This is a genomic window from Rhodovarius lipocyclicus, assembly GCF_009900765.1.
GTDB classification, from domain to species: domain Bacteria; phylum Pseudomonadota; class Alphaproteobacteria; order Acetobacterales; family Acetobacteraceae; genus Rhodovarius; species Rhodovarius lipocyclicus.
The window spans coordinates 48,795-71,749 of the sequence record NZ_JAAABL010000006.1; the positions used below are offsets into that span (position 1 = coordinate 48,795).

Genomic DNA, 22,955 nt, shown 5'->3' on the forward strand with positions numbered 1-22,955 from the left:
ACAACCCCGGCAATGTTTGGTCCATGCATGCTGTCTGGCGGCGCGCGCGTCTTGGGCGGGATGGTTAACGCGGAGTTAATGTTACATGACACGGATGTGGCAGAAACGCGGGGCTTGCCCCGCCGCGCGCATGCGGCCATGAGGCGCTTGTGAACCAGCCTGACGAAAACCGGATCGGCCCCTTCTGGTGGGCGGCGCTCGCGGCGCTGCCCGTCATCGTCTTCCTGCTGCGGGCCATCGGCTTCCCGCCCAGCGTGATGGACTGGGATGAGAGCCTGTACCTGCTGCAGGCGCGCGAATGGCTGCATGGCGGCTGGCCGCTGGTGGCGGTGTGGGACATGCACCCGATCGGCGCGCCCGGCCTGTTCACCCTGGCCATGGGCATCATGGGCGAGAGCCTGTTCGCCATCCGCATGCTGGGGGTGGTCGCGGTCACGGCCACGGGCTGGGGGCTGTTCGCGGCGGTGCGCGCCGCGGGCGGGGCGCCGGCGCTGGGTTTCGCCGCCGCCCTGATCTATGCCGGGCAATCCCTGGTGCTGGGCGGGCTGTCCGTGAACACGGAGATCCTGTTCGCCCCCTTCACCACCGCCGCCCTGGCCCTGGCGCTGCGCGGGCACAAGGCGCCGGGCTGGCCTTCGCTGATCGCGATGGGGCTGCTGGTGGGCTTCGCGCTGCTGATCAAGCCGGTGGCCGCCGCCGAGGGCTGCCTCGCCTTCCTGGTGCTGGTGGTGCCGGCCCTGTGGCGGCGCGCCCTGCCCTGGCGGCGGCTGGCGGGGTTCGCGGGCGCCTATGCCGGGCTGTGCGCCCTGCCGACGCTGGCCTTCGGCGTGCTGTACTGGGCCGCCGGGCATCTGGATGCCTATCTGGATGGCAGCTTCTACGCGCCCTTCCGCTATTCCGGCAGCGGCGCCTCGCTGGACGACGCGCTGTGGCACAGCCTGGGCGCGATGGTCACGCTGCTGTGGCCCTTCGCCTTCGCGGCACTCGCGCTGGTGTTTTCCCGCCGCTGGTCGCTGGTGCTGCTGGGCCTGGCCTGGTTCGCCGCCGCCACGCTGGCCGTGGCGGGCCCCAAGCATTTCTTCCACCATTATTTCCTTCTGTGGCTGCCGCCGCTGTCGCTGCTGGCGGCCGCGGGCGCGCTGGCGCTGGCCCAGCGCATCGCCGTGGGCCGGGAGAAATTCGCCCTGGCGCTGATGGTGGGGTTCATCACCCTGTCGCCCTGGCGGATGGAGGCGGCGCCCCGGCTGTGGAACGGCGCCCGCCTGTTCCAGCCCGACACCGCCGCCCGCATCGCCGCCCTGATCGCCGAGGAACTGCCGCCGGGCGAGGCCATCTTCGTGCCCAACTATCAGCCCGTGGTCTATTTCCTGGCCCATGCCGGGATTCCCACGCGCTTCCCCTTCCCCGTGCACCTGACGGGCAATTTCGCGCGCCTCGCGGACAGCTCCACCGACAATGAGGTGCAGCGCATCCTGGACACGCATCCGCGCTTCATCGTGGTGGATCGCGGCTATTGGGACACGATGCGCCCGGGGGCGGCGCAGGCGATCGCGGCGGCGCTCGATGCGCGGTATGAGCTGGCCTATGTGTTCGACGACGACCGCAACCGCATCGAGCTGTGGCGGCTGAAGCCGCCGGTACCGGAAGCGGAGTAGGCACCGTGATCCGGCCACAAAGCCCTGGCAGGATCGCCCCATGCTGAACGACCTCCTGTTCTTCGTCTCCAAGGCCTTCTGGGCGGTGGCGCGGCCGAACACGCTGGCGCTGGCGCTGGCCGTGCTGGGCCTGGCGCTGCTGTGGCGCGGCCGGCGCTGCGGCCGCTGGCCCGCCCTGCTGGGCCTGGGCTGGTATGTCGCCATCGCCGCCACGCCGCTGGCCACCTGGCTGACCTGGCCGCTGGAGGACCGCTTCCAGCGCCCCGCCACCCTGCCCGCCCATGTCGACGGCGTGGTGGTGCTGGGGGGCGCGGTGGATGTGGAGCTGACCGCGGCCCGCGGCCTGCCCGCCCTGAACGGCGCCGCCGAGCGCATGACGGAGGCCGTGGCGCTCGCCCGCCGCTATCCGCAGGCGCGCATCCTGTTCACCGGCGGCGCGCCCAACCCGCTGGGCGGGGAGCTGACGGAATCGGGCGCGGCCCGGCTGATCTTCGAGAGCCTGGGCCTGACCGGCCCGCGCGTGCTGTACGAGACCACCGCCCGCAACACGCATGAGAACGCGGTGGCGAGCCTGGCGCTGGCCCGCCCGCAACCCGGCGAGACCTGGCTGCTGATCACCTCCGCCAGCCACATGCCGCGCTCCATGGGCGTGTTCCGGCAGGCGGGCTGGCGGGAGATCGTGGCCTGGCCGGTGAACTACAGCACCGGCACGACCAGCATCTCGGCCTTCGACACGCCGCTGGGGCAGCGGCTGTCCCAGGCGGAATGGGCGTTGCGGGAATATACCGGGCTGGTGGCCTATCGGCTGCTGGGGCGGACCGGGGCGCTGTTCCCGGCGCCTTGAGGGCGCCGCCCGCGCGGCGCCTCCCGGTCTTTTCCGTCCTGCCCGGCCGGCCATTCATGGACGAGGATTCAGCATCCGGACTCTTGCAATACAGACAAAACGGTTCAGGTTGGGTTCAGCTAGCATTCAGTTGCCGTTCAGCTTCCACCTTGCCGCTGGATCCACCGTCCCATGCTCCGCCATCTCGTCGCCTTCTCGCTCGCCAAGCGCGCCCTGCTGCTGTTGCTGTTCCTGGGCTTTCTCGGCGCCGGGGCCTGGGGCTTCAACCAGCTGAACATCGAGGCCTATCCGGACCCGGTGCCCCCCACCGTGGTCATCATCACCCAGAATGCCGGGCAGAGCGCCGAGGAGATCGAGCGCTACATCACCATCCCGATCGAGGTCGGGCTGTCCGGCATGCCCAACCTGAACCGGGTGCGCAGCCAGTCGCTGTTCGGCCTGTCGGTGGTGCAGGCGCAGTTCAGCTACGCCTACAACTATGAGCAGGCCCTGCAGCAGGTGCTGAACCGGCTGGGCCAGCTCTCGGGCCTGCCGCAGGGGGTGCAGCCCTCCATCAGCCCCTGGTCGCCGATCGGCGAGATCATGCGCTATCGCGTGGAGGGCCCGCCGGGCTTCTCCCCCACCGACCTGCGCGTGATCCAGGACTGGGTGCTGCAGCGCCGCTTCCGCCGGGTGCCGGGCGTGGTGGACGTGACGGCCTTCGGCGGCCCGTCCAAGGCCTACAATGTCATCCTCGACCTGCCGCGCCTGACGGCCTTCGGGCTGGACGTGCCCGATGTGGTGAACGCCATCGGCCAGGGCGGCGCCACCGTGGGCGCCGGCGTGCTGAACATCGGCCCCCAGGCCGCCGTGGTGCAGGGCGTGGGCCTGATCCGCAGCGTGGAGGAGGTGGAGCAGGTGGTGCTCGGCAGCCATGGCGGCGTGCCGGTGCTGCTGCGCGATGTCGGCCGGGTCGAGACCGCCTATCTGCCACGCCTGGGCATCGGCGGGCATGAGGCCTCGGACGATGTGGTGATGGGCGTGGTGCTGATGCGCCGCGGCGAGCAGACCCTGCCCACCATCCGCGCGGTGGAGGCCGAGGTGCAGGCCATCAATTCCGACCACTCCCTGCCGCCGGGCGTGCACATCCATGTGCTGTACGACCGCAAGGAGCTGGTGGAGCTGACCACCCACCATGTGGTGCACAACATCATCCTGGGCGTGTCGCTGGTGGTGCTGATCCAGTGGCTGTTCCTGGGCGACCTGCGCGGCGCGCTGGTGGTGGGCGCCACCATCCCCTTCGCCTTCTTCTTCGCCGTGCTGGTCATGCTGGCGCGCGGCGAGAGCGCCAACCTGCTCTCCCTCGGCAGCCTGGATTTCGGCCTGCTGGTGGATGCGACCGTCATCATGGTCGAGAACATCTACCGCCACCTGCATATGTCCAGCCACGGCCATCCCCCGGCCCACAAGATCGGGCCCTTCAGCCGGTTGCAGCAGACCATCCTGGGCGCGAGCACGGAGGTGGGCGGCGCCATCTTCTTCTCCGCGCTGATCATCGTGGCGGCCTTCCTGCCGCTGTTCACCATGGGCGGCATCGAGGGCCGCATCTTCGGCCCCATGGCCAAGACCTATGCCTATGCCATCGCGGGCGCGATGATCGCCACCTTCACCGTGGCCCCGGCGCTGGCCGCCCTGCTGTTCCGGGAGAACGCGCAGGAGAAGATCATGCCGCTGGTGCGCTGGCTGGGCCGGGCGCATCTGTGGCTGCACTACTGGGGCATGGCGCGGCGCGGGGCGGTGGTCGCCATTTCCTGCGCGCTGCTGGCCGGCGGCGTGTTCGGCTTCACCCGCCTGGGCGGCGAGTTCCTGCCGACGCTGGAGGAAGGCTCGATCTGGCTGCGCGCCACCATGCCCGCCACCATCAGCCTGGAGGAAGGCAACGCCACCGTGAACCGCATGCGGCGCGTGGTGATGGAATTCCCCGAGGTGGTCACCGTCACCTCCCAGCAGGGCCGCCCGGATGACGGCACGGACACGGCGGGCTTCAACAACGCCGAGTTCTTCGTGCCCCTGCGCCCGATGGAGGAATGGACCACCGCCCGCACCAAGGACGCGCTGGTGGCCGCCATGCAGGCGCGGCTGGAGCGCGAGTTCCTGGGCGTGGACTTCAACTTCAGCCAGGCCATCAGCGACAACGTGCAGGAGGCGGCCTCGGGCGTGAAGGGCGCCAACGCCCTGCGCGTGATCGGCCCCGACCTGCCCACCCTGGCGCGGCTGGCCGAACAGCTGCGCGCCGTGATGGCCGAGGTGCCCGGCATCGCGGACCTGACGGCCTTCCGCACCCTGGGCCAGCCGACGCTGTCCATCCGCATCGACCGGGTGCGGGCCGCGCGCTACGGCCTGTCGGTGAACGACATCAACACCGTGATCCAGAGCGCGGTCGGTGGGCAGGAGGCCGGGCGGCTGTATGAGGAAGGCGGCGACCGCAACTTCCCCGTCATGGTGCGCCTGGAACCCTCTCAGCGCGCCGACCCCGCGGCGATCGCGCGCATTCCCATCAGCTCCACCTCCGGCGCCACGCTGGGCGATGTGGCCGATATCCGCCTGACCACCGGCGCCAGCACCATCTTCCGCGAGAACAGCGCGCGCTTCGTGCCCGTGAAGTTCAGCGTGCGCGGGCGTGATCCGCAGAGCGCGGTGACCGAGGCCGAGGCCCGGGTGCGCGAGCGCGTGCAGATCCCCCCCGGCTACAGCCTGGAATGGGTGGGCGAGTTCCGGAACCTGCAGGAAGCCATCGCGCGGCTGAAGGTGGTGGTGCCGATGGCGCTGCTGCTGATCGCCATGCTGCTCTACATCCAGTTCAACAGCGTGCGGGACGCGGCGCTGATCATGATGGTGCTGCCCTTCTCCTGCATCGGGGGGGTGCTGGCGCTGACGCTGTCGGGGCTGAACTTCTCGGTGCCGGCGGCCATCGGCTTCCTGGCGCTGTTCGGCATCACGGTGATGGAGGGCATCATCATGCTCTCCCACTTCAAGCACCTGCTGAACCATGACGGGCTGCCCTGGCGCCAGGCGCTGGACCAGGCGGGCGAGGACCGGATGCGCCCGGTGATGATGACCTGCATGGCCGCCATGGTGGGGCTGCTGCCGATGGCGCTGGCCACCGGCATCGGCAGCGACCTGCAACGGCCGCTGGCGGTGGTGGTGGTGGGTGGCACCATCCTGCTGCCCTTCATCGTGCTGCTGCTGCTGCCGGTGATGGTGGACCTGCTGAGCCCGGCCCGGGCCGCGCGCAAGGCCGAGGTGGCGCATGCGGGGGGCGATGACTGAGGGGGGCGAAGCCCCTCCCTTTCACCGCCGCGCCGCCACGGCCAACGCCCCGCCGCCCAGCGCCGCCAGCCCCAGCAGATAGGCGCAGGCGGCCGGCACCAGCCCGACATGGCCCGCCGCCACGCCCCCCGCCATGGCCGGGATGCAGAAGGCCAGGTAGCTGATGACATACAGGGCCGAGAGCAGCCCCGCCCTGCCCTCCGCCCCGCCCAGCGGCAGCACCCAGCGGGTGACGCCCAGGAAGCCGCCGCCGAAGCCCAGCCCGGCGACGGCGCTGCCCAGTACGATCACGGGCAGCGAGGCCCAGAACACCCCCGCCAGCACCACCAGCGGCCCCAGCCCCAGGCACAGCGCGCCCAGCCGCAGCACCTGCCCCGTGCCCAGATGCCGCGCCACCAGCGTGCCGCCCAGGCCGGACAGGGTGAGCATGGTAACGGCCCCGGCCCCGGTCAGGGACGACGCGCTGCCCGTCGCCGCCCGCAGCAGGGACGGCATGAGCGACAGGTACAGCCCGCCCGTGGCCCAGACCGCCACGACCAGTGGGGCCGAGAGCAGCAGCGGCAGGCGCGCCGCCTCCGGCACCGCGATGCGCGGCAGCAGCGCCCTCAAAGGCGGGCGGCGGGGGTGGCGCACCGTCTCCGGCACGCGGGGCAGCAGCAGAAGCAGGCCCAGGCAGGCCAGCAGCAGCACCAGGAACACCAGCCGCATCGGCCAGGGCGCGAATTGCACCAGCAGCCCCGCCAGCAGCACGCCCAGCGTCAGCCCCAGCAGGGGCGCCACGGTGTTGATCGTGGGGCCGCGCGCGGGGCTGCTGTCCATCAGCGCCGCGCCGAAGCTGCTGCCGGCGATGCCGGTCGCCATCCCCTGCACCGCCCGCGCGGCCAGCAGCCCGCCCACGCCCTCCGCGCACAGGAACAGGGAGAGGCTGACGACCTGCAACCCCAGCGCCAGGGCGATGGCCGGGCGCCGGCCGATATGGTCTCCGATGCCCCCCAGCGTCAGCAGCGCCCCCAGCAGCGCCAGCGCATAGATGCCGAACACCAGCGTGAGGGTGAGGGGCGAGAAGCCCCAGGCCTCCTGGTACAGGCGGTAGACGGGCGTGGGGGCGGCCCCCAGCGAGAAGAAGACGATCAGCCCGGCCGTGTGATAGGCCGCCGCGGCGGAGGGGGCGAACTGTCGCATGGGCACCTAAACGCAAAGGATTTGCGTTTAACTGGGGACGCCGCGGAAAACTTAAAGCAAAGAATTTGATTTTACGCGCGGCCATGCCATCTCCCCTGCCATGATCCGCAAGGAACCGCTCAGACCCGGCGGGCGCAGCGCCCGCGTCCAGGCCTCCGTGCACCAGGCGGTGCGCGCGTTGCAGGCCCGCCACGGCCGCGCCGGGCTGACCATCCCCATGATCGCGGCGGAGGCCGGGGTCACGCCCTCCACCCTCTATCGCCGCTGGGGCGACCTGCCGGAGCTGCTGGCCGATGTGGCAGTGGAGCGCCTGCGCCCCGACACCCCCCCACGGGACACCGGCAGCCTGCGCGGCGACCTGGAACACTGGGCCGAGCAAATCGCGGATGAATACGCCTCCGTCCCTGGCCGGGCGCTGATCCAGGATGTGCTGGCGGCCAATGCCACGCCGGAGCGCGCCTATCAGTGCTGCGCCTTCCTGCGGGAGGCGCTGGGCCTGGTGATCCTGCGCGCCCAGGCACGCGGAGAGCCCACACCGGATGTCGAAATGCTGATCGACGGGGTGATGGCCCCCATCCTCTACCGCATCCTGTTCCTGGGCGACCGGCCGGACAAGGCGCGGGTGAAGGCCCTGGTCGCCCGGGCCCTTCAAGGCTTGGCCTGACGCCCCGGCCCCGTTACTGGGTGGAGGCAGGAGGAAACCCATGAACCATCTCGCCCGCCGTGCGCTGCTGGCTGCGCCATTGGCCGCGCCTTCGCTTGCCCGCGCCCAGCCCCCCGTCGCCCGCACCGCCCGCATCCTGGTGGGCTTTCCCGCCGGCGGCACGGTGGATGTCGTCGCCCGCATGCTGGCCGAGAAGCTGCGCGGCGCCTGGGCACCTCAGGTGGTGGTGGAACAGCGCGTGGGCGCCGCCGGCCGCCTGGCCATAGAGGCCATGCAGCAGGCCGAGAATGACGGCACCACCCTGCTGATCACCCCCGCCAGCATGGTCACCATCTATCCGCACCTGTACGGCGAGCGCCTGCGCTACGTGCCCGCGCGGGACCTGACGCCGGTCTCGCCCGTGGTGGTCTATCCCTTCGGGCTGGCCGTGGGGCCCGGCGCGCCCGGCGTGAACACCGTGGCGGACCTCGTGGCCTTCGCCCGGCAGCGGGGCGGGCTGAACTATGCCTCGCCCGCCGCCGGGTCCATGCCGCATTTCGCCGGCGTCGTGCTGGGCCAGGCCGCGGGCATCGAGGTGACGCATGTGCCCTATCGCGGCGCGGCCCCCGCGATTGCGGACCTGCTGGGCGGGCAGATCGCCGCCTCCTTCAACGTGATCGGCGACCAGACGGAGCACCACCGCGCCGGGCGGCTGCGCATGCTGGCGCACACCAACGCCACCCGCCTGCCGCGCCTGCCGGATGTGCCGACCTTCATCGAGGCCGGCTTCCCGCAACTGTCCTTCGACGAATGGTTCGGCATCTTTCTGCCGGCCCGCGCGCCCGCTGGGCTGGTGGCGGCACTGAACGGATTGCTGGGGCAGGCCGGGCAGGACCCGGAACTGAAACCGCGCTTCGAGGAACGGGAATTCATCCCGGCCCATCTGGGGGCGGATGCCTTCGCCAGCCGGATCGAGGCGGAAACGCGGCGATGGGGGCCGATCGTGCGGGATAGCGGGTTCCGGCCGGAGGAGTGAACGGGGGCGTTGCCCCCGGCCAGGACCAGCGCCAAACTCCTGGGGTCCAGGGGCCTTTCGGCTCCTGGCGGGTTCCAAGGGCAGAGCCCTTGGTGGGGGGTCGAGCGGGGCAACGCCCCCCTGCCTCACCTCCCCCGCACCGCCCTTTCGCTCATCACGCAGGCCGCCACCACCACCGCCCCGCCCAGCACCAGCATGGCTTCCGGCGGTTTGCCGAACAGCAGCCAGTCGAAGCCCAGCGACATCGGCAGCGCGATGAATTCGAAGGGCGCCAGCCGTGAGGGCGGCGCGTGGCGGAAGGCGGTGGCGAGGGCGACCGTCGCCGCCCCCGCCAGCACCCCGTTCAGCGACAGGGCCGCCAGGTCGCCCGGCGGTGGCCAGTTCCATTCCACGACCATGAAGGGCGCCGTCGCCAGCAGCCCCACCAGGCCGGGCCAAACCATCAGCCGGGCGAATCCGGCCTCGGAGCGCAGGCGCCGGTTGATGATCACGACCAGCGCGTAGCTGATGGTGCCGCCGAGCGCCGAGGCCACGCCCAGCAAATTCGCTCCGCCCGCCAGTTGCGGCGCCAGCCCCAGCATCACGCCGCCGAAGGCGAGCGCGCACCAGCCCCAGGCGGCGGGCGGCACCGCCTCCTTCAGCACCAGCCGGCTCATCGCCAGGATCAGGAAGGGGGAGGTGAAGAACACCGTATAGCCATCGGCCAACGGCAGCAGGCGGAAAGCATGGAAGAACAGCACGCCCGCGCCCAGCATGCACACCGCCCGCAGCAGATGCAGGCCCGGGTGGCGCGTCAGCAGCGGGCCGCCGGCGCCCGGCACGAACAGCCGCGCGCCGAAGACCAGCGCCAGCAGCACGGCATGGCGGAAGAACAGCGCCTCCGCGGCGCCATAGCGGCCGGAGAGCAGCTTGCTGTTCGCGTCGAGCATCCCGAACAGGAAGATGCCCAGCATCAGGTAGAACGGTCCCCTCACGCCGCAGCAATAACCTGACATGGCAGGCAGCACCACGTCACGGCTTCCCCATCCGGCGCGTCTCTGGCATGCCCCGGGGCGATGACGCCCGCCCTCGCCTCCGCCCTCATGCCGCTGATGCGGTTCCTCGATGCCGAAACCGCCCATGGGCTCGCGCTGAAAGCGCTCAGCCTGGGCCTCGCGGGGTCCAGCGCACCCGACCGGCACGCCTCCCTGGCCACCACCGTGATGGGGCTGCGCTTCGCCAACCCGCTGGGGCTGGCCGCGGGCTTCGACAAGGATGCGGCCGCCATCCTGCCGCTGCTGCGGCTGGGCTTCGGCTTCATGGAGGCCGGCACCGTCGCCCCCCTGGGCCAGCCCGGCAACCCGAAGCCCCGCCTGTTCCGGCTGACGGAGGACCAGGCGGTGATCAACCGCATGGGCTTCAACAACAAGGGCGTCGCGCCCTATCTGGAGCGGCTGAAGGCGCTGCCCCGCCCCCTGCCCGGCATTTTCGGCGCCAATATCGGCGTGAACAAGGAAGGCGGCGACCCGGTGCGGGATTATCCGGCGCTGTATACCGCCCTCGCCCCCTACGCCGACTATGTGACGATCAACATCTCCTCCCCCAACACCCCGGGCCTGCGGGATCTGCAGGGCGAGGAAAAGCTGGCCGAGATCCTGGGCGCCATGCCCGCCCGCACCGTGCCCTTCCTGGTGAAGCTGGCGCCGGATTTGTCGGACGCCGCCCTGCCCGGCATCCTGGACGTGTGCATGGCCCATGGCGTCTCGGGTGTGATCATTTCCAACACCACCATCGCGCGCCCGGCCAGCCTGCGCTCGGCCCATGCGACGGAGGCCGGCGGCCTGTCGGGCCCGCCGCTGTTCGAGCGCAGCACCGCCGTGCTGCGGGAAGCCTATCAGCATGCCGCCGGGCGGCTGATCTTCATCGGCGTGGGCGGGATCAGCACGGCCGAGCATGCCTACAGGAAGATCCGCGCCGGCGCCTCGCTGGTGCAGCTCTATACCGGCTTCGCCTATGGCGGGCCGGCGCTGGTGCCGCGCCTGCTGGATGGGCTGGCCGCCCTGCTGGCGCGGGATGGATTCACCAGCATCGAACAGGCCGTGGGGACCGCAGCGTGAAGATCATCGAGAGCATCGCCGAGACCTTCGGCGATTATGACGGCTATGTGCTGGATCTGTGGGGCGTGGTGCATGACGGCCGCCAGCCCTATCCGGGCGTGCTGGAGGCGCTGGCCGCCATGAAGGCCGCGGGCAAGCGCGTGGCCTTCCTGACCAACGCGCCCCGCCGCTCCTGGTTCATCGACAACCTGCTGGCCAGCATGGACATCCCGCGCGACGTCTATGTCGGCACCATGTCCAGCGGCGAGGCCACCTGGCTGACGCTGAAGGCCCGGCAGGATGAGCGCTTCATCGGCCGCGCCTTCCATATCGGCCCCGAGCGCGACCTGTCCGTGACCGAGGACGGCGCGACCGAGCTGGTGCCCAGCCCCGAGATCGCGGATTTCCTGCTGAACACCGGCCCCGACCCGGACCATGGCTCGACCTCCGCCGAGCCTTACCGGCCGCTGCTGAAGCGCTGCTTCGACGCGGGCCTGCCCATGGTGTGCGTGAACCCGGACCGGCATGTGATGGTGGCGGGCCAGAAGCTGATCTGCGCCGGCGCCTTCGCGGATATCTACCGCGAATTCGGCGGCGAGGTGCTGGAGATCGGCAAGCCCGACCCCAGCGTCTATGCCCCCACCCTGGCGCTGCTGGAAGGCATCCCGAAGCACCGCATCGTGGCGGTGGGCGACACCCCCCACACCGATCTGGCGGGGGCGGACGCCGTGGGCATCGACAGCCTGTGGGCGATGACCGGCCTGTTCGCCAACGCCCATGGCCAGGATGCCTCGGCCGAGACGGTGGCGCGGCTGGCCGCGAAGGAAGGCGTGCGGCCCAAGGCGGGGCTGCGGGGGTTGAAGCTGTAGGGCCCAGCCCCCCCGGGCCCTCACATCCCCCAGCCGAAATCCGTCATCGCCAGCCCGGCCTTGGCCACCCCGGCCAGCGTCACGTCGCCGCCCGTGTAGTGCAGGATGGTGTCGCCGCCGGCCTCGGTGGCGCCGGCCAGCATGGCCTGCACCTGCGCCTCGGTCAGGGACTGGAAGAACAGCCCGTCACTGCCGCTGGCCCAGCCTTCCACCCGGTCATGCCCGGTCTGGGCGCCGAAGATGAACAGGTCGTGCCCGCCGCCCGAGTAGAACACGTCATCCTGGGCGGAGGCGGTGAACACGTCATTCCCCGTGCCGCCCACACCCACGAAGCCCTTGCCCGTCAGGCCGGAGGCATCGATCGTCAGGCTGGTGCCGCCCGCCGCCGAGAGCGTCACCACCCCCTTGAAGGCCGCGGCCGCGCTGTCGCCCAGCGCGAGCGAGACGCGCCCGCTGGTCGCGGCATCCGCCCCGCCCACGAAGGTCACCTGGTCCAGATTGGCGATATGGGCGAAGGCCGCGTCGGTCAGCGTGCCGAAGCCGCCGACGGCCGCCAGGTCATAGCCGGTGCCGCCATCCACCAGCGCCGCGCCGGAGAAATCGGCCAGCCCCGCGAACTGGAAGCCGTCATTGCCGCCGCCGCCATGCACGATGTCCCCGGTGCTGACACCGCGGAACAGGTCCGCGCCATTGCTGCTGGTGATCACGTCGGCACCCGTGGTCATGTACACGTCCAGCACGCCGGTGGTCATGGCATGGGCGTCGATGGATAGGGAGGCAGCGCCCGGCCCCGTCACCGTCACCCGGCCGCCGAAGGCGGTGCCCGCCAAGTCACCCAGGATCGCGGACTGCAAGCCGCCGCCCGCGAGCTGCAGGTGCTCCATCCCCGTCACATGGGCGAAGGCGCTGTCGGCGATGCTGGTGCCGGTCTCGATCTTCAGCGTGTCGAAGCCCGTCCCGCCATCGACCAGCGCGGCCTCGGCCAGCTGGGCGGCGGTGTGGAACACCAGCGTGTCCTGGCCCGCGCCGCCATGCAGCGTGTCGGCGCCGCCCTGGCCGATCAGCCAATCATCGCCCTGCCCGCCGATCAGCGTGTCCGCGCCGCCGGTGCCGTACAGCACCACCGCGCCATAGGGCACGGCCGAGGCATCGAAATGCACGCTGTGGGCATTGGGCGCCACCACGATCAGCTGCCCGTTGGCGGCACCGATGGCCTGCAACCCGAAGCTAGCGGTCACGTCGCCGGTGCTGTCGAACTGCACGTATTCGATGTTGGACTTGCCGGCGAAGGCGCTGGCCGAGAGGCTGGTTACATCCGCGCCCAGCTCGATCACATCGGTGCCCGCGCCGCCATCCACCTGGGCCGCGGCCATGCCGGCGGCGGTGCCGAAGATGACGCGGTCATTGCCCGCGCCGCCCTGGAACAGGGTACTGCCGTCGCCCGCCACCACGATATCGTCGCCCGCGCCGCCGAACACCACCAGGTCATGCGTGCCGGTCACATGCAGGGCGGCATCGGCCTGCAGCGCCCTGCCATCCACGCCGAACAGCTGGGCATTGGGGGCGGAGACGTTAATGACCTTGCCCTGGAAGGCGCCCGCATCGGCCTCGGTGAAGCTGGCCGAGAGCTGGGGGGCCGCCGCCGTCAGGGTGATGGTGGTCAGGTGCGAGAGGTGGTCGAGCGAACCCGCGCCGAGGTTGTCGCCGGTCAGCTCGATATGCGTCACCCCGGCCGCGATGGCGCCGATCGCCAGCTCCGCGCTGGTGGAAAAGCTGGCGGTGCCGCCCTCCACCGGGGTGGTGCCGCCGCCGCCATCGGTGATCAGGCCGAACATGATCGGCTTCACCGCGTTCACCTTGTTCAGGTTGGGCGTCAGCCAGTCATCCTGCAGCACGCCGCCGGTGTCGCCGCTGTTGGGGTTCCAGGCCCACCAGGCCCAGGACATGGGCAGCTTGCCCGCGCCGATGTCCTTGGTGCCGTCCAGGTTGAAATCGCCGCCCAGATACTTGGTGATGGCGTTCAGCCAGCCGCTGTCCAGCGGGTCCACCAGCTTGGTGCCCCATTCGCCCAGCAGGATGGGGGCGATGTTCTGCTCGTAGATGTAGCCCCAATTGGCGCGGAAGATGTCGTCCAGGTTGTTCGGGAAGTTCGGGTCCTGGAACCAGGTCTGCGGGAAGACGCTGTTGGGATAGTCGTGCGGCGAATAGACCAGCTGGTTGGCCACGTTCAGCACCACCGGGTGCTGGGCCACGCCTTGCAGGTTGCCGCCCCACCAGTAGTTGTTGCCCTGGTAGCTCTCCACGCCTTCCACGATGATCAGCCATTGCGGCGCCACGTTCAGGATGGCGTTGCCGATGCGCTGGGCGGCGGCCTGCCAGTCATTCGCGCCGCCATCGCCCCAGGTCGCGTTGTGCGGCTCATTGGCCAGATCCGCGCCGATGACGGTGGAGTTGCCGGCATAGCGGTTGGCCAGCATCACCCAGTTCTCGATCATCTTCGATTCCGGGTAAGCGCTGCTGTACCACAGCCCGTTGCCGTTCGGCCCCGCCCCCGCCTCGCTGCGGTGGTGGTCGAAGAAGATCTTCAGGCCGACCTGGCCCGCGTATTCCACGATCTTGTCGTAGACCTGCAGCACCGTCAGGCCCTGAAGGTCCGGGTTCAGCGCGAAGTCGATGCCGTTGGGCACCTTGCCCGGCTCCAGAGCCTCGTCGCTGTAGGGCAGGCGGATGGTGTTGAAGCCCAGCTCCACCATCTGGTCCAGCATGTCCTTGTAGCCGCGCGACCACAGCCCGTGCGGGACATAGGTGGTGCTCTCGCCGCCGAACCAGCTGGTGGCGTTGATCTGCACCGCCTCGCCCGAGGCATTGACGATCTGGTTGCCGTCCGTGTGCAGATAGCCGCTGCTGGCCGCCACGGGGTCATGGATGGTGGCGGTGGCCGACAGGCTGGGCGGGGTGGCGCCGGCCGCGTGGGTCAGGTTGAGGGCGAAGGTCTCGTTGCCCTCCGCCACGCCATCGCCCGCCACCTGCACGCTCAGGGTCTTGCTGGTCTCGCCCGGGTTGAACACCAGCGTGCCGGAGATGGCGGTGTAGTCGCTGCCCGCATGGGCGGTGGCGTCGGCCGTGGCATAGGCCACCTGCACCACCTCGGTGGAGGCATGGGACAGGGTGATGGTGAAGGTCGCGGCCTTGGCGCCGCTGGCGGGCTCCGTCACCGAGATATCGGAAAGACTGAGCGCTGGCGGGCCGGCGGGGGCCACCGTGTCCGTCACCGTCACCACACCCGTCGCATCCGACAGCGTGGCGCCATTGGCGTTGGAAAGCGTGACGTTCAGGCTTTCCGTGCCCTCGGTCAGCGTATCGGCCAGGACGGGGATGGTGATGGTCTTGCTGGTCTCGCCGGCGGCGAAGGTCAGCGTGCCGCTGGTGGCGGTGTAGTCGAGGCCCGCCGTGGCGGTGCCCCCGCCCGTGGCGTAATCGACCGTGACGCTACCGGTGGCCGGCGCGCTGAGCGTGACCGTCAGCGTGGCGTTGGCGACGCCCGAGGCGGGCTCCGCCAGCGTGACGTCGGAGATGGCCAGCCCCGGCAGCGCCGTGCCCGCCCCGCCTGTGCCGGTGGCCAGGCCGCTGATCTGGCTGAAGCTGCCCGCCGCCTGGAAGCCGAAGCCGGTGGAGGCGCCCGCCGCGATGGTGCCGTTATAGTCGAGGTTGCCCAGCACATAATGCGTGCCGACATGGCTGACGATGCGGGCGTTCCACACATTCGTCAGCGCGAAGGGCGCGTCGAAGGCGACGGTCCAGCCATTGGCGGCGCTGCCCGTCGCATTGACCGTGAAATCCGCCACGAACCCGCCATCCCAGGCGCTGCGCAGCGTGGCGTTGACTGTCTCGACCATACCCCGATCCCCCGCGGAACAACCGCTCTCTGGGGGGACCATATCCGGCAAGGCCTTGGCGAACACCGCCAAATCAATGCGTTAGCGAAATCTTTACCTGGGTATGATCGGCGCACAATCCACGACAGAACTCGGCATTACTCAACCCACAAGTGTAGGCCAAGGAATAAATAACTGTCGCGCTCAGTCGCTCTGTCGCGCCGCGGCGACGAAGGCACGAATCAGCGAGACACTCTTCACCCCGCGCGATTCCTCCACCCCGGAGGACACATCCACCCCGGGCGCGCCGCTGACCCGGATCGCCCCCGCAACATTCCCGGGCGTGAGGCCCCCGGCCAGCAGCCAGGGGCGCGGGATGGTCCGCCCGGCCAGCAGCGCCCATTCGAAGGGATGCGCGTTGCCGCCCGGCAGCACGGCATCGGGCGCGGGCTTCGCATCCAGCAGGAAGCGGTCCACCACCGGGGCGTAATCGGCCAGCTGGTCCAGGTCGGCGGCGGCCCCCACCCCGATCGCCTTCATCACCGGCAGGCCGAAGCGCGCGCGGATCTCGGCGCAGCGGGCCGGGGTTTCGGCGCCGTGCAGTTGCAGCACATCCAGCTTCACGGCGGCCAGGGTGGCGGCCAGCGTGGCGTCATCCGCATCCACGAACAGCCCCACCCGGCGCGGACCACCGGCCACGGCCGCGCTCAGCGCGCCCGCCTGCCCAGGCGTGACCGCGCGCGGCGAGGGCGAGAAGAACACGAAGCCCACGAAATCCACGGCCAACTCGGTGCAGAGCGCGAGGCTCCCGGCATCCCGCAGGCCGCAGATCTTCACCTCCATCAGCCGATGCCCGCGGCGATGGCTTTCGCCGCCGCCACCATGTCGGGCGCGCGGGTGATCGGGCGGCCCACCACGATCCAGTCGGCACCGGCGGCCACGGCCTCGGCGGGGGTGGCGGTGCGGGCCTGGTCGCCGGCCTCGCTGCCCGGCGGGCGCACGCCCGGCACCACCAGGGCGGGGGTGGCCCCGAAGGCGTCGCGGATGCGCGAGACCTCCTGCGGGGAACACACCAGCCCATCGGCCCCGGCATCCAGCGCCAGACGAGCCAGCCGCAGCACCTGCTGCACCGGCCCGCCCGACACCCCGGTGGCGGACAGCGTCTCGGCATCGATGCTGGTCAGCACCGTCACGGCCAGGATGATGGGGCGGTCCTCGCCCGCTTCCTCGGCGGCGCGGCGGGCGGCAGTGACCATGGCCGGGCCGCCGGCCGCGTGAATAGTCAGCATCGCCGGGCGGATCGGCAGCAACGCCCGCACGGCGGAACCCACCGTGTTCGGGATGTCGTGCAGCTTCAGGTCGAGAAAGACCGGCGCATGGGCGGCCACCTGCCGCATCGCGGCGGGCCCGCCAGCGCCGAACAACTCCAGCCCCACCTTCACCGGGCCGGTGTGCGGGGCCAGGGCGGCGGCGATCTCGGCGGCACGGGCAGGGTCCGGCACGTCAATGGCCGGGATGATGCGGGAGGCGGCGGTGGTGGGGCGGGCAAGCATGGAGGCTGTCTACAGGAAAATGGGGCGGGCTCCGAGAGGGGGCTTTGCCCCCGGCCCCCAGTCAGGGGCTCCGCCCCCGACACCCCCGCCAGGACCGTGCTCGGTCCTGGACCTAGATCAGTTGGTGCCCTTCCTGGCAGGCGGGGCGCCAATTCCCCGGGGTGCGGGGCCGCTACGGTCCTGCCGGAGGTCCAGGGGGCAGAGCCCCTTGGTGGGGGCCCGGGGGCAACGCCCCCGTTTCTCCCCGCCCCACCAGCGCCCGCGCCACCTGCCGGAACCCTTCCCATTGCTGCCGCAGCCACCCGCCGCTGACATAGGCCTGCGGCGCCTCCGGGTCGCCCGTCTCGGGGAAGCGGTTGCGCTCGAAATTCGCGGTGCCGAAGATCCAGTCCCACACCGGCAGCAGCACGGCGTAGTTCTTGCCGGTGGCCCCCGCCCCCAGCACCCCGTGATGCAGCCGGTGGAAGCGGGGGGAGACGACCAGCCTTTCCCCCAGCCAGCCGAAATGGATGCGGGTGTTGGCGTGGGACAGGGTTTCGGCCACGCGCAGCACGGTCAGGATCACCGGGAACTGGCCCGGCGGCACGCCGATCAGCACCGCGATGGCGCCGAGCCAGGCGGCCTGCAGCACGTCGTCCAGCACATGGTTGCGGTCGTCGGTCCAGAAGGTCATGTGCTTCTGGGCGTGGTGGATGGAATGCAGCGCCCACCACCAGCGGAAGGTGTGCTGGAAGCGGTGGCGCCAATACTCGAAGAAATCCAGCACCACGATATAGACCAGCATGGCCAGCCACGGGATGTCCCGCAGGATGGGGAAGAACTCCTCCAGCGTCGGCGGGATCCAGCCGCTGTCGGCCAGCGCGCCCGAAAGCCAGGTGTCGGCCGCGAAGAACAGGATGAAGCCCAGCAGGGGCAGCACGCCCAGCCGCGTCAGCAGGGTATAGGCCACATCGGTGCGGATGGCGCGGCGGTCCTGGCCGCGCTCCACCGGGCGCCAGGCCTCCAGCGGGCGGCAGACGGCATAGACGACGGCCACCTGCACCAGCCCGAACAGGAAGAAGTCGAGCCAGGTGAAGGCATCCTCCGCCCAGTCCATCAGGCCGAACTGGTAGAGGACGGGCTGGATCGCCGTCTCGAAGATCCAGGTGGCCAGCAGGTCGTATTTATCCGACAGCCAGTCCCACATCAGGCCCCGCCCTCCGACATCCCGCCCTCTGGCAGCAGGGCGAAGCGGTGGCCGCGGGCCAGCAGCCCGGCCATCAGATCGTCGAAGATGCCCGCGAAGGGCTCCCGCCGGCTGCGCACGCCCCAATGCATCACCAGCACCTCGCCGGGGCGGATATTGGCGAGGTTCCGGCGCAGCAGGGCGGCGTTGGGGTGGGCGGCGCTGTCCAACTCGTCGCCCAGGAAGCCGTTGGCAGTCCAGCCCTGATGGCGCAGGCCGCAGGTCAGTGCCATCTGCCGCGCCTGGGCGGTCTGGATGCCGCCCGGGGCGCGCCACAGCGGCAGGATGCGGGCGGAAGGGGCGAGGGTACGCAGGGCCTCGATGGGCCGGGCCAGTTCGGCGCAGAGGCCGGCGGCGTCCAGCACCTCCGCCCCCTCACCGGCCCGGCGGGAGGCATAGCGGATGCGCCCCGCACCAGCATCGGCGATGTACCAGTGGCGCCAGGTGTGGCTGGCGAAGGCATGGCCCTCGGCGGCGCGGGCGCGCCAGAACGGGGCCCAGGCGGCATCCAGCGTGCGGTCGCCGCGAAAGGTGGGCTCCTGCGCCACGAACAGGGTGGCGGGGATGGCGCGGCGGCGCAGCACCTCCGCGATCTGCTCGGCCTCACGCGACCAGCCGGTGTCGATGGTCAGGAAGATGGGGGCCTGGGCGCGCGCGAGGCGGGGCAGCGCCAAGCCAGCCGCCGCCAGCGGCAGCGCCCGGCGCGGGATCAATTCGCGTCTTCCAGCCGGGCGGGGCTGCGGCGGAAGAAGCGCGCGGGCGTCACCACCGGGCCCGGGGCCAGGGTGGGGGCGCCGGCCACGATCGGCGGCGGGTGGCCGGCGGCGGGTTCCCCGCTGCGGGCCGCCAGCGGGCTGGGCAGAGGGCGGGAGCCGGAGACGGAACCCGGCATGATCGCCGCGAAATCCGCGCGCATGCCTTCCCGCCGGGGCATCACGAAGATGCCGTGCGGGGAGCGGCCGACGCGGATGGTGTCCATGCTGCCATCGGCGGGGTTCAGGATGGCGACCCGGCCTAGCCAGCGCAGCGTCATCCACAGCCGGCCATCGGGGTCGAAGGCGATGCAGTCCGGCCCACCCGCGATGTCGAAGCGGCGCACCACCTCCAGCGTGTTGGCATCGACCTGCCACACGCCCGATTCCACCCGGGCCGTGGCGTAGAGGTAACGGCCATCCGGGGAGGGAAACAGCGTGTGGGCGCCGCGCGCGGTCTGGAAGGCGGGCGTCACCTCCCGCGTCTGCGGGTTCAGGCTGACGAAGCCGTCGCTGCCCATCAGCCCGATGAGCAGCCGGCCGCGATGCCAGATGATGCCCGCGGGCTCCGGCCCCACCGGCACGGTCCAGACCGTCTCGCGCTTGGTCAGATCGACCGCCGCCACCTCTCCGGTGCCTTGCAGCGTGACATAGACCATGCGGCTGTCGGGGCTGAAGGCGACATGGCTGGGCTTGTCCGACTGCCGGAAGCGGGCGGCCAGTTGCAGGGTGCCGGCATCGTAGATGTCGATCTGGTCCCGCCGGAGGGAGGCGACGACCAGATACTGCCCGTCCGGGCTGTATTCCAGGTGATAGGGGTTCGACACGCGCTCCCGCCGGCGGATCTCGCCGGTGGCGGGGTCGAGGAAGATCAGCTCATTGCCGCCGGAATCGCCGATCACCAGCGTGCTGCCATCGGGGGTCAGCACCGCGTGGTGCACCTCCCGCAGCACGGGCATGCGGCGCAGCTCCACGCGTTCCCGCGCGTCGATAACGGAGATGGAGGCTTCGCCGGAGTTCAGGACATACACGATGTCGGCCCTGGCGGGCGCCGTGAGCAGCCCGAAGGCGCAGGGAATGGCGAGAAGGGGGCGCGCGAGAAAACGCCACATGGGGCAGCACCTGGAACGACGGGGATTTTAGGCGCCACAAAGGACACCACCAGCGTGCCTTTTACAAGGCGCTGGTGGCGAATACCCTGATGTGGATCAATTTTCCGCCGGCTGGAACGTCAAAGCCACACCATTCATGCAGAAACGCTGCCCGGTGGGCTCCGGCCCGTCGGGGAAGACGTGGCCCAGATGGCCGCCGCAGCGGGCGCAATGCACCTCCGTGCGCAGCATGCCGTGGCTGCGGTCGGTGGTGGTGGCCACCCCCCCTTCCAGCGGCGCCCAGAAGCTGGGCCAGCCGGAGCAGCTTTCGTATTTCGTCTCCGCCTCGAACAGCGGCGCGCCGCAGCCCGCGCAGTGGAAGCGGCCGTCGCGCTTCTCGGCGTTCAGCGGAGAGGTGCCCGGGCGCTCGGTGCCATGGCCGCGCAGCACGCGGAAGGCATCGGGCGACAGGCGCGCGCGCCATTCCTCCTCGGACAGGGAGACGGGGTATTCGCGGGTATCGGCCATCAGCTCGCCTCCTGGATGCGCGCGGCGAAGGTCTTGCGGAACTTCGCCAGTTTGGGCGCGATCACCACCTGGCAATAGCCCGCCCAGGGGTGGTGGTTGAAGTAGTTCTGGTGGACGGGTTCGGCCGGCCAGAAATGCACCGGGCCGGTCAGTTCGGTGACCAGCGGCGCGGGATAGAGCTTCTCGGCCGCGATCTCCGCCATCACGGCGCGGGCGGTCTCGGCCTGGGTCTCATCGGTGGCGATGATAATGGAGCGGTATTGCGGCCCCACATCGGCGCCCTGGCGGTTGGGCGTGGTGGGGTCGTGGATGGTGAAGAACACCCGCAGGATGTCGGCGAAGGCGATGCGGGCGGGGTCGTAGGTCAGGCGCACGACCTCGGCATGGCCGGTCTTCTTGTCGCAGACCTGTTCGTAGCTGGGGTTGTCCACATGGCCGCCGGCATAGCCGCATTCGCTGGACAGGATGCCCGGCAGTTCGCGGTACACCGCATCGAGGCACCAGAAGCAGCCGCCGCCCAGGATGGCGGTTTCGGTGGAAGTGGTCATTCGCGGGCCCTCCGGTTCGAGCTGAAAGATAGGGTGCCACGCCGCGCGATCAATCCGGCGAGTCGCAGGGCGCCCGCCCTGCCCTGCCCTTCCAACCGACACGCCCTGCCGGATCTTCCGTTCGCCAGGAGAATCCCGGCGCAAGGCGCCGGGCGGCGCCCATAAGGCCGATATCGAAGGGAGGGACCGCATCGCGCCGCAAGCCAAGCCGCCGGAGGCGGCGCCCGGCGCCTGAGGGCGTCATCATCTTCCCCCCGCCCCGAGAATCCCGGCGCAAAGCGCCGGGCGGCGCCCATAAGGCCAATATCGAAGGGAGGGACCGCATCGCGCCGCAAGCCAAGCCGCCGGAGGCGGCGCCCGGCGCCTGAGGGCACAAAAACTATGGGGCGATCGACGGGGCTCGAACCCGCGACATCCAAGACCACAACCTGGCGCTCTACCAGCTGAGCTACGACCGCCGCACGGGGACGCCGTTTAGAGGCGGGTGGCCTCGCGGTCAACCGGCAGGGCGGCATGAAGTCCGACCAGGGCGAAGCTTTGTGCACCGAAGCGCTTGCCCATCCAGGCCACCAGCAGCACGGAGGTGCCGTGCCACAGCAGCAGCAGCCCCGATGCCTCCACCCCATGCAGCAGGGACAGCACGGCGGAGGAAAAGGCGGCGGCGGCCAGCCCCGCCAGGGCCGAGACCTCCACCGGCCGGGTCAGGGCGGCGTGGCGCATCATCAGCATATGGGCCAGCGTCAGCGGCACGCCCACGGCCACGATGATGCCGAGGCAGACCGCGCTCTCCTCCCCGTGCAGGGTCTCGGCGCCGCCGGGCAGCAGCTCGGCGATGCAGCCGATGCCCAGCCCCGCGAACCAGGCGATGGCGGGCGGGATGGGCAGCCACAGCCAGTGCCGATTCGCGTCCGGCCGGGCCAGCTCGAAGGCCGCATAGGCGGCCGCCAGGGCGGTGAGGACGGAGAACACGATGTTCGCGCGCTCCTGCCAATTGTCCATCGCCTCATGCAGGGGCTGGTTCATGCCGTGCACCCAGGCCACCAACCCGGCGGCCACGAAGGCGCAGAGCAGCCACAGGGACAGGCCCAGCCAGGAAGGAATGATACGCCGCACCGGCCGCAGGTCAGAGGAAAGCCGGGCGATCAGGGTTTCGCTGTCCATCAGCGGTCTCCGCCTAGTCTGGCGCGCAGCGCGGCAAGGGCGCGGTGCGTCGCAACCTTCAGGGCACCCACGGACAGGCCGCTGATCTCCGCGGCCTCCTTCAGCGGGCGTTGTTCCAGCTTGGCCAGCAGCAGCGCCTGGCGCTGGCTGGCGGGCAGATCGGCCACGGCACGGCGCAGTTCCTCGGCCTCGAGGCGCTGGGTACCGGTGGCGGGGGTGGCGAATTGCGATTCGGGCTGGTCGTCCAGCACCTCCTCACGCCCCTGGCGGCGGCCCTTGCGGCGCAGCTGGTCGATGGCCCGGCGCTCCGCCACCGCGTTCAGCCAGGGGCGGAAAGGGCGCGCGGGGTCATAGGTGTGCCGCAGCGCGTGCAGGGAGAGCAGGGTTTCCTGCACCGCGTCCTCCACCTCCGCGCTGCCGCGCAGGCGGGCGCGGGCGATGGAGCGGATATGGGGCAGGATCTCATGCAGCAGCCGGTCATAGGCCCGCGCGTCCCCGGCCTGGGCCGAAGCCATCAGGGCGGACCAGCGCAGGTCCCGCGCATCGGGCACAGCGGGGGCGGCGGTGGCACCCGGCATCCGTTTTCCCGTTGTCAGGCACGCGCCTGCC

At 70.7% G+C, this 22,955-nt stretch carries 19 protein-coding genes and 1 tRNA gene; 7 read left to right on the forward strand and 13 right to left on the reverse strand.

Annotation, left to right across the window (positions count from 1 at the left end):
• The first annotated feature begins 149 nt into the window (after positions 1–149).
• The 3 genes from GT007_RS08075 to GT007_RS08085 all read left to right on the forward strand — a co-directional run bounded on the left by GT007_RS08075 (position 150) and on the right by GT007_RS08085 (position 5,808).
• Positions 150–1,655, forward strand: coding sequence for an ArnT family glycosyltransferase (locus tag GT007_RS08075; protein ID WP_160121091.1), 1,506 nt, complete (start codon positions 150–152; stop codon positions 1,653–1,655).
• Positions 1,656–1,695: 40 nt separating this feature from the next.
• A complete protein-coding gene (locus GT007_RS08080) occupies positions 1,696–2,499 on the forward strand; it encodes a YdcF family protein (protein WP_236571556.1) in 804 nt (267 codons plus the stop codon).
• A 171-nt stretch (positions 2,500–2,670) separates the two neighbouring features.
• Positions 2,671–5,808, forward strand: a complete 3,138-nt coding sequence (locus GT007_RS08085) for an efflux RND transporter permease subunit (RefSeq protein ID WP_160121092.1) — start codon at positions 2,671–2,673, stop codon at positions 5,806–5,808.
• A 21-nt stretch (positions 5,809–5,829) separates the two neighbouring features.
• On the opposite strand, the gene GT007_RS08090 is transcribed toward GT007_RS08085, so the two are convergent.
• Complete coding sequence (locus GT007_RS08090) at positions 5,830–6,990, reverse strand: MFS transporter (RefSeq protein WP_160121093.1); 1,161 nt, start codon at positions 6,988–6,990, stop codon at positions 5,830–5,832.
• Positions 6,991–7,090: 100 nt separating this feature from the next.
• Between GT007_RS08090 and GT007_RS08095 the strand changes: the two genes are divergently transcribed.
• Entirely contained in the window at positions 7,091–7,654 is a 564-nt protein-coding gene (locus GT007_RS08095; protein ID WP_160121094.1) for a TetR/AcrR family transcriptional regulator, read from the forward strand.
• Between the two features lie 40 nt (positions 7,655–7,694).
• Positions 7,695–8,669, forward strand: a complete 975-nt coding sequence (locus tag GT007_RS08100) for a tripartite tricarboxylate transporter substrate-binding protein (protein ID WP_160121095.1) — start codon at positions 7,695–7,697, stop codon at positions 8,667–8,669.
• Positions 8,670–8,794: 125 nt separating this feature from the next.
• Here GT007_RS08100 and GT007_RS08105 read toward each other — a convergent pair whose 3' ends face one another.
• Positions 8,795–9,643, reverse strand: coding sequence for a DMT family transporter (locus GT007_RS08105; RefSeq protein WP_236571557.1), 849 nt, complete (start codon positions 9,641–9,643; stop codon positions 8,795–8,797).
• Between the two features lie 81 nt (positions 9,644–9,724).
• On the opposite strand from GT007_RS08105, the gene GT007_RS08110 reads away from it, so the two are divergent.
• Both GT007_RS08110 and GT007_RS08115 read left to right on the forward strand, forming a co-directional pair.
• Positions 9,725–10,765 (forward strand): quinone-dependent dihydroorotate dehydrogenase, encoded by a 1,041-nt coding sequence (locus GT007_RS08110; protein ID WP_160121097.1) that lies wholly within the window; start codon positions 9,725–9,727, stop codon positions 10,763–10,765.
• The gene (locus GT007_RS08115) at positions 10,762–11,613 is read left to right on the forward strand and encodes a TIGR01459 family HAD-type hydrolase (protein WP_160121098.1); all 852 of its coding nucleotides are present in this window, start codon (positions 10,762–10,764) and stop codon (positions 11,611–11,613) included. The genes GT007_RS08110 and GT007_RS08115 overlap by 4 nt, the downstream gene beginning before the upstream one ends.
• A 20-nt stretch (positions 11,614–11,633) precedes the next feature.
• Here GT007_RS08115 and GT007_RS08120 read toward each other — a convergent pair whose 3' ends face one another.
• The 11 genes from GT007_RS08120 to GT007_RS08170 form a co-directional block, all read right to left on the reverse strand.
• A complete protein-coding gene (locus tag GT007_RS08120; protein WP_160121099.1) occupies positions 11,634–15,509 on the reverse strand; it encodes a cellulase family glycosylhydrolase in 3,876 nt (1,291 codons plus the stop codon).
• Between the two features lie 183 nt (positions 15,510–15,692).
• On the reverse strand, positions 15,693–16,331 hold the full coding sequence (locus tag GT007_RS08125; RefSeq protein ID WP_160121100.1) for a phosphoribosylanthranilate isomerase: 639 nt from the start codon (positions 16,329–16,331) through the stop codon (positions 15,693–15,695).
• A complete protein-coding gene (gene pyrF / locus GT007_RS08130; protein WP_160121101.1) occupies positions 16,331–17,041 on the reverse strand; it encodes an orotidine-5'-phosphate decarboxylase in 711 nt (236 codons plus the stop codon). Before pyrF ends, GT007_RS08125 begins: the two co-directional genes overlap by 1 nt.
• Positions 17,042–17,213: 172 nt before the next feature.
• Complete coding sequence (locus GT007_RS08135) at positions 17,214–18,227, reverse strand: sterol desaturase family protein (RefSeq protein ID WP_160121102.1); 1,014 nt, start codon at positions 18,225–18,227, stop codon at positions 17,214–17,216.
• A complete protein-coding gene (locus tag GT007_RS08140; protein ID WP_160121103.1) occupies positions 18,227–18,979 on the reverse strand; it encodes a polysaccharide deacetylase family protein in 753 nt (250 codons plus the stop codon). The genes GT007_RS08135 and GT007_RS08140 overlap by 1 nt, the downstream gene beginning before the upstream one ends.
• Entirely contained in the window at positions 18,976–20,130 is a 1,155-nt protein-coding gene (locus GT007_RS08145; RefSeq protein ID WP_160121104.1) for a YncE family protein, read from the reverse strand. Before GT007_RS08145 ends, GT007_RS08140 begins: the two co-directional genes overlap by 4 nt.
• Before the next feature lie 96 nt (positions 20,131–20,226).
• Positions 20,227–20,637 (reverse strand): peptide-methionine (R)-S-oxide reductase MsrB, encoded by a 411-nt coding sequence (msrB, locus tag GT007_RS08150; protein WP_160121105.1) that lies wholly within the window; start codon positions 20,635–20,637, stop codon positions 20,227–20,229.
• A complete protein-coding gene (gene msrA, locus GT007_RS08155) occupies positions 20,637–21,185 on the reverse strand; it encodes a peptide-methionine (S)-S-oxide reductase MsrA (protein WP_160121106.1) in 549 nt (182 codons plus the stop codon). Before msrA ends, msrB begins: the two co-directional genes overlap by 1 nt.
• 382 nt (positions 21,186–21,567) lie before the next feature.
• A tRNA-His gene (locus GT007_RS08160) sits at positions 21,568–21,643 on the reverse strand.
• A 16-nt stretch (positions 21,644–21,659) separates the two neighbouring features.
• Entirely contained in the window at positions 21,660–22,346 is a 687-nt protein-coding gene (locus GT007_RS08165; protein WP_160121107.1) for an NrsF family protein, read from the reverse strand.
• Positions 22,346–22,924: a sigma-70 family RNA polymerase sigma factor gene (locus tag GT007_RS08170; protein WP_160121108.1), complete on the reverse strand. Its 579-nt coding sequence runs from the start codon at positions 22,922–22,924 to the stop codon at positions 22,346–22,348. The genes GT007_RS08165 and GT007_RS08170 overlap by 1 nt, the downstream gene beginning before the upstream one ends.
• Positions 22,925–22,955: the final 31 nt, after the last annotated feature.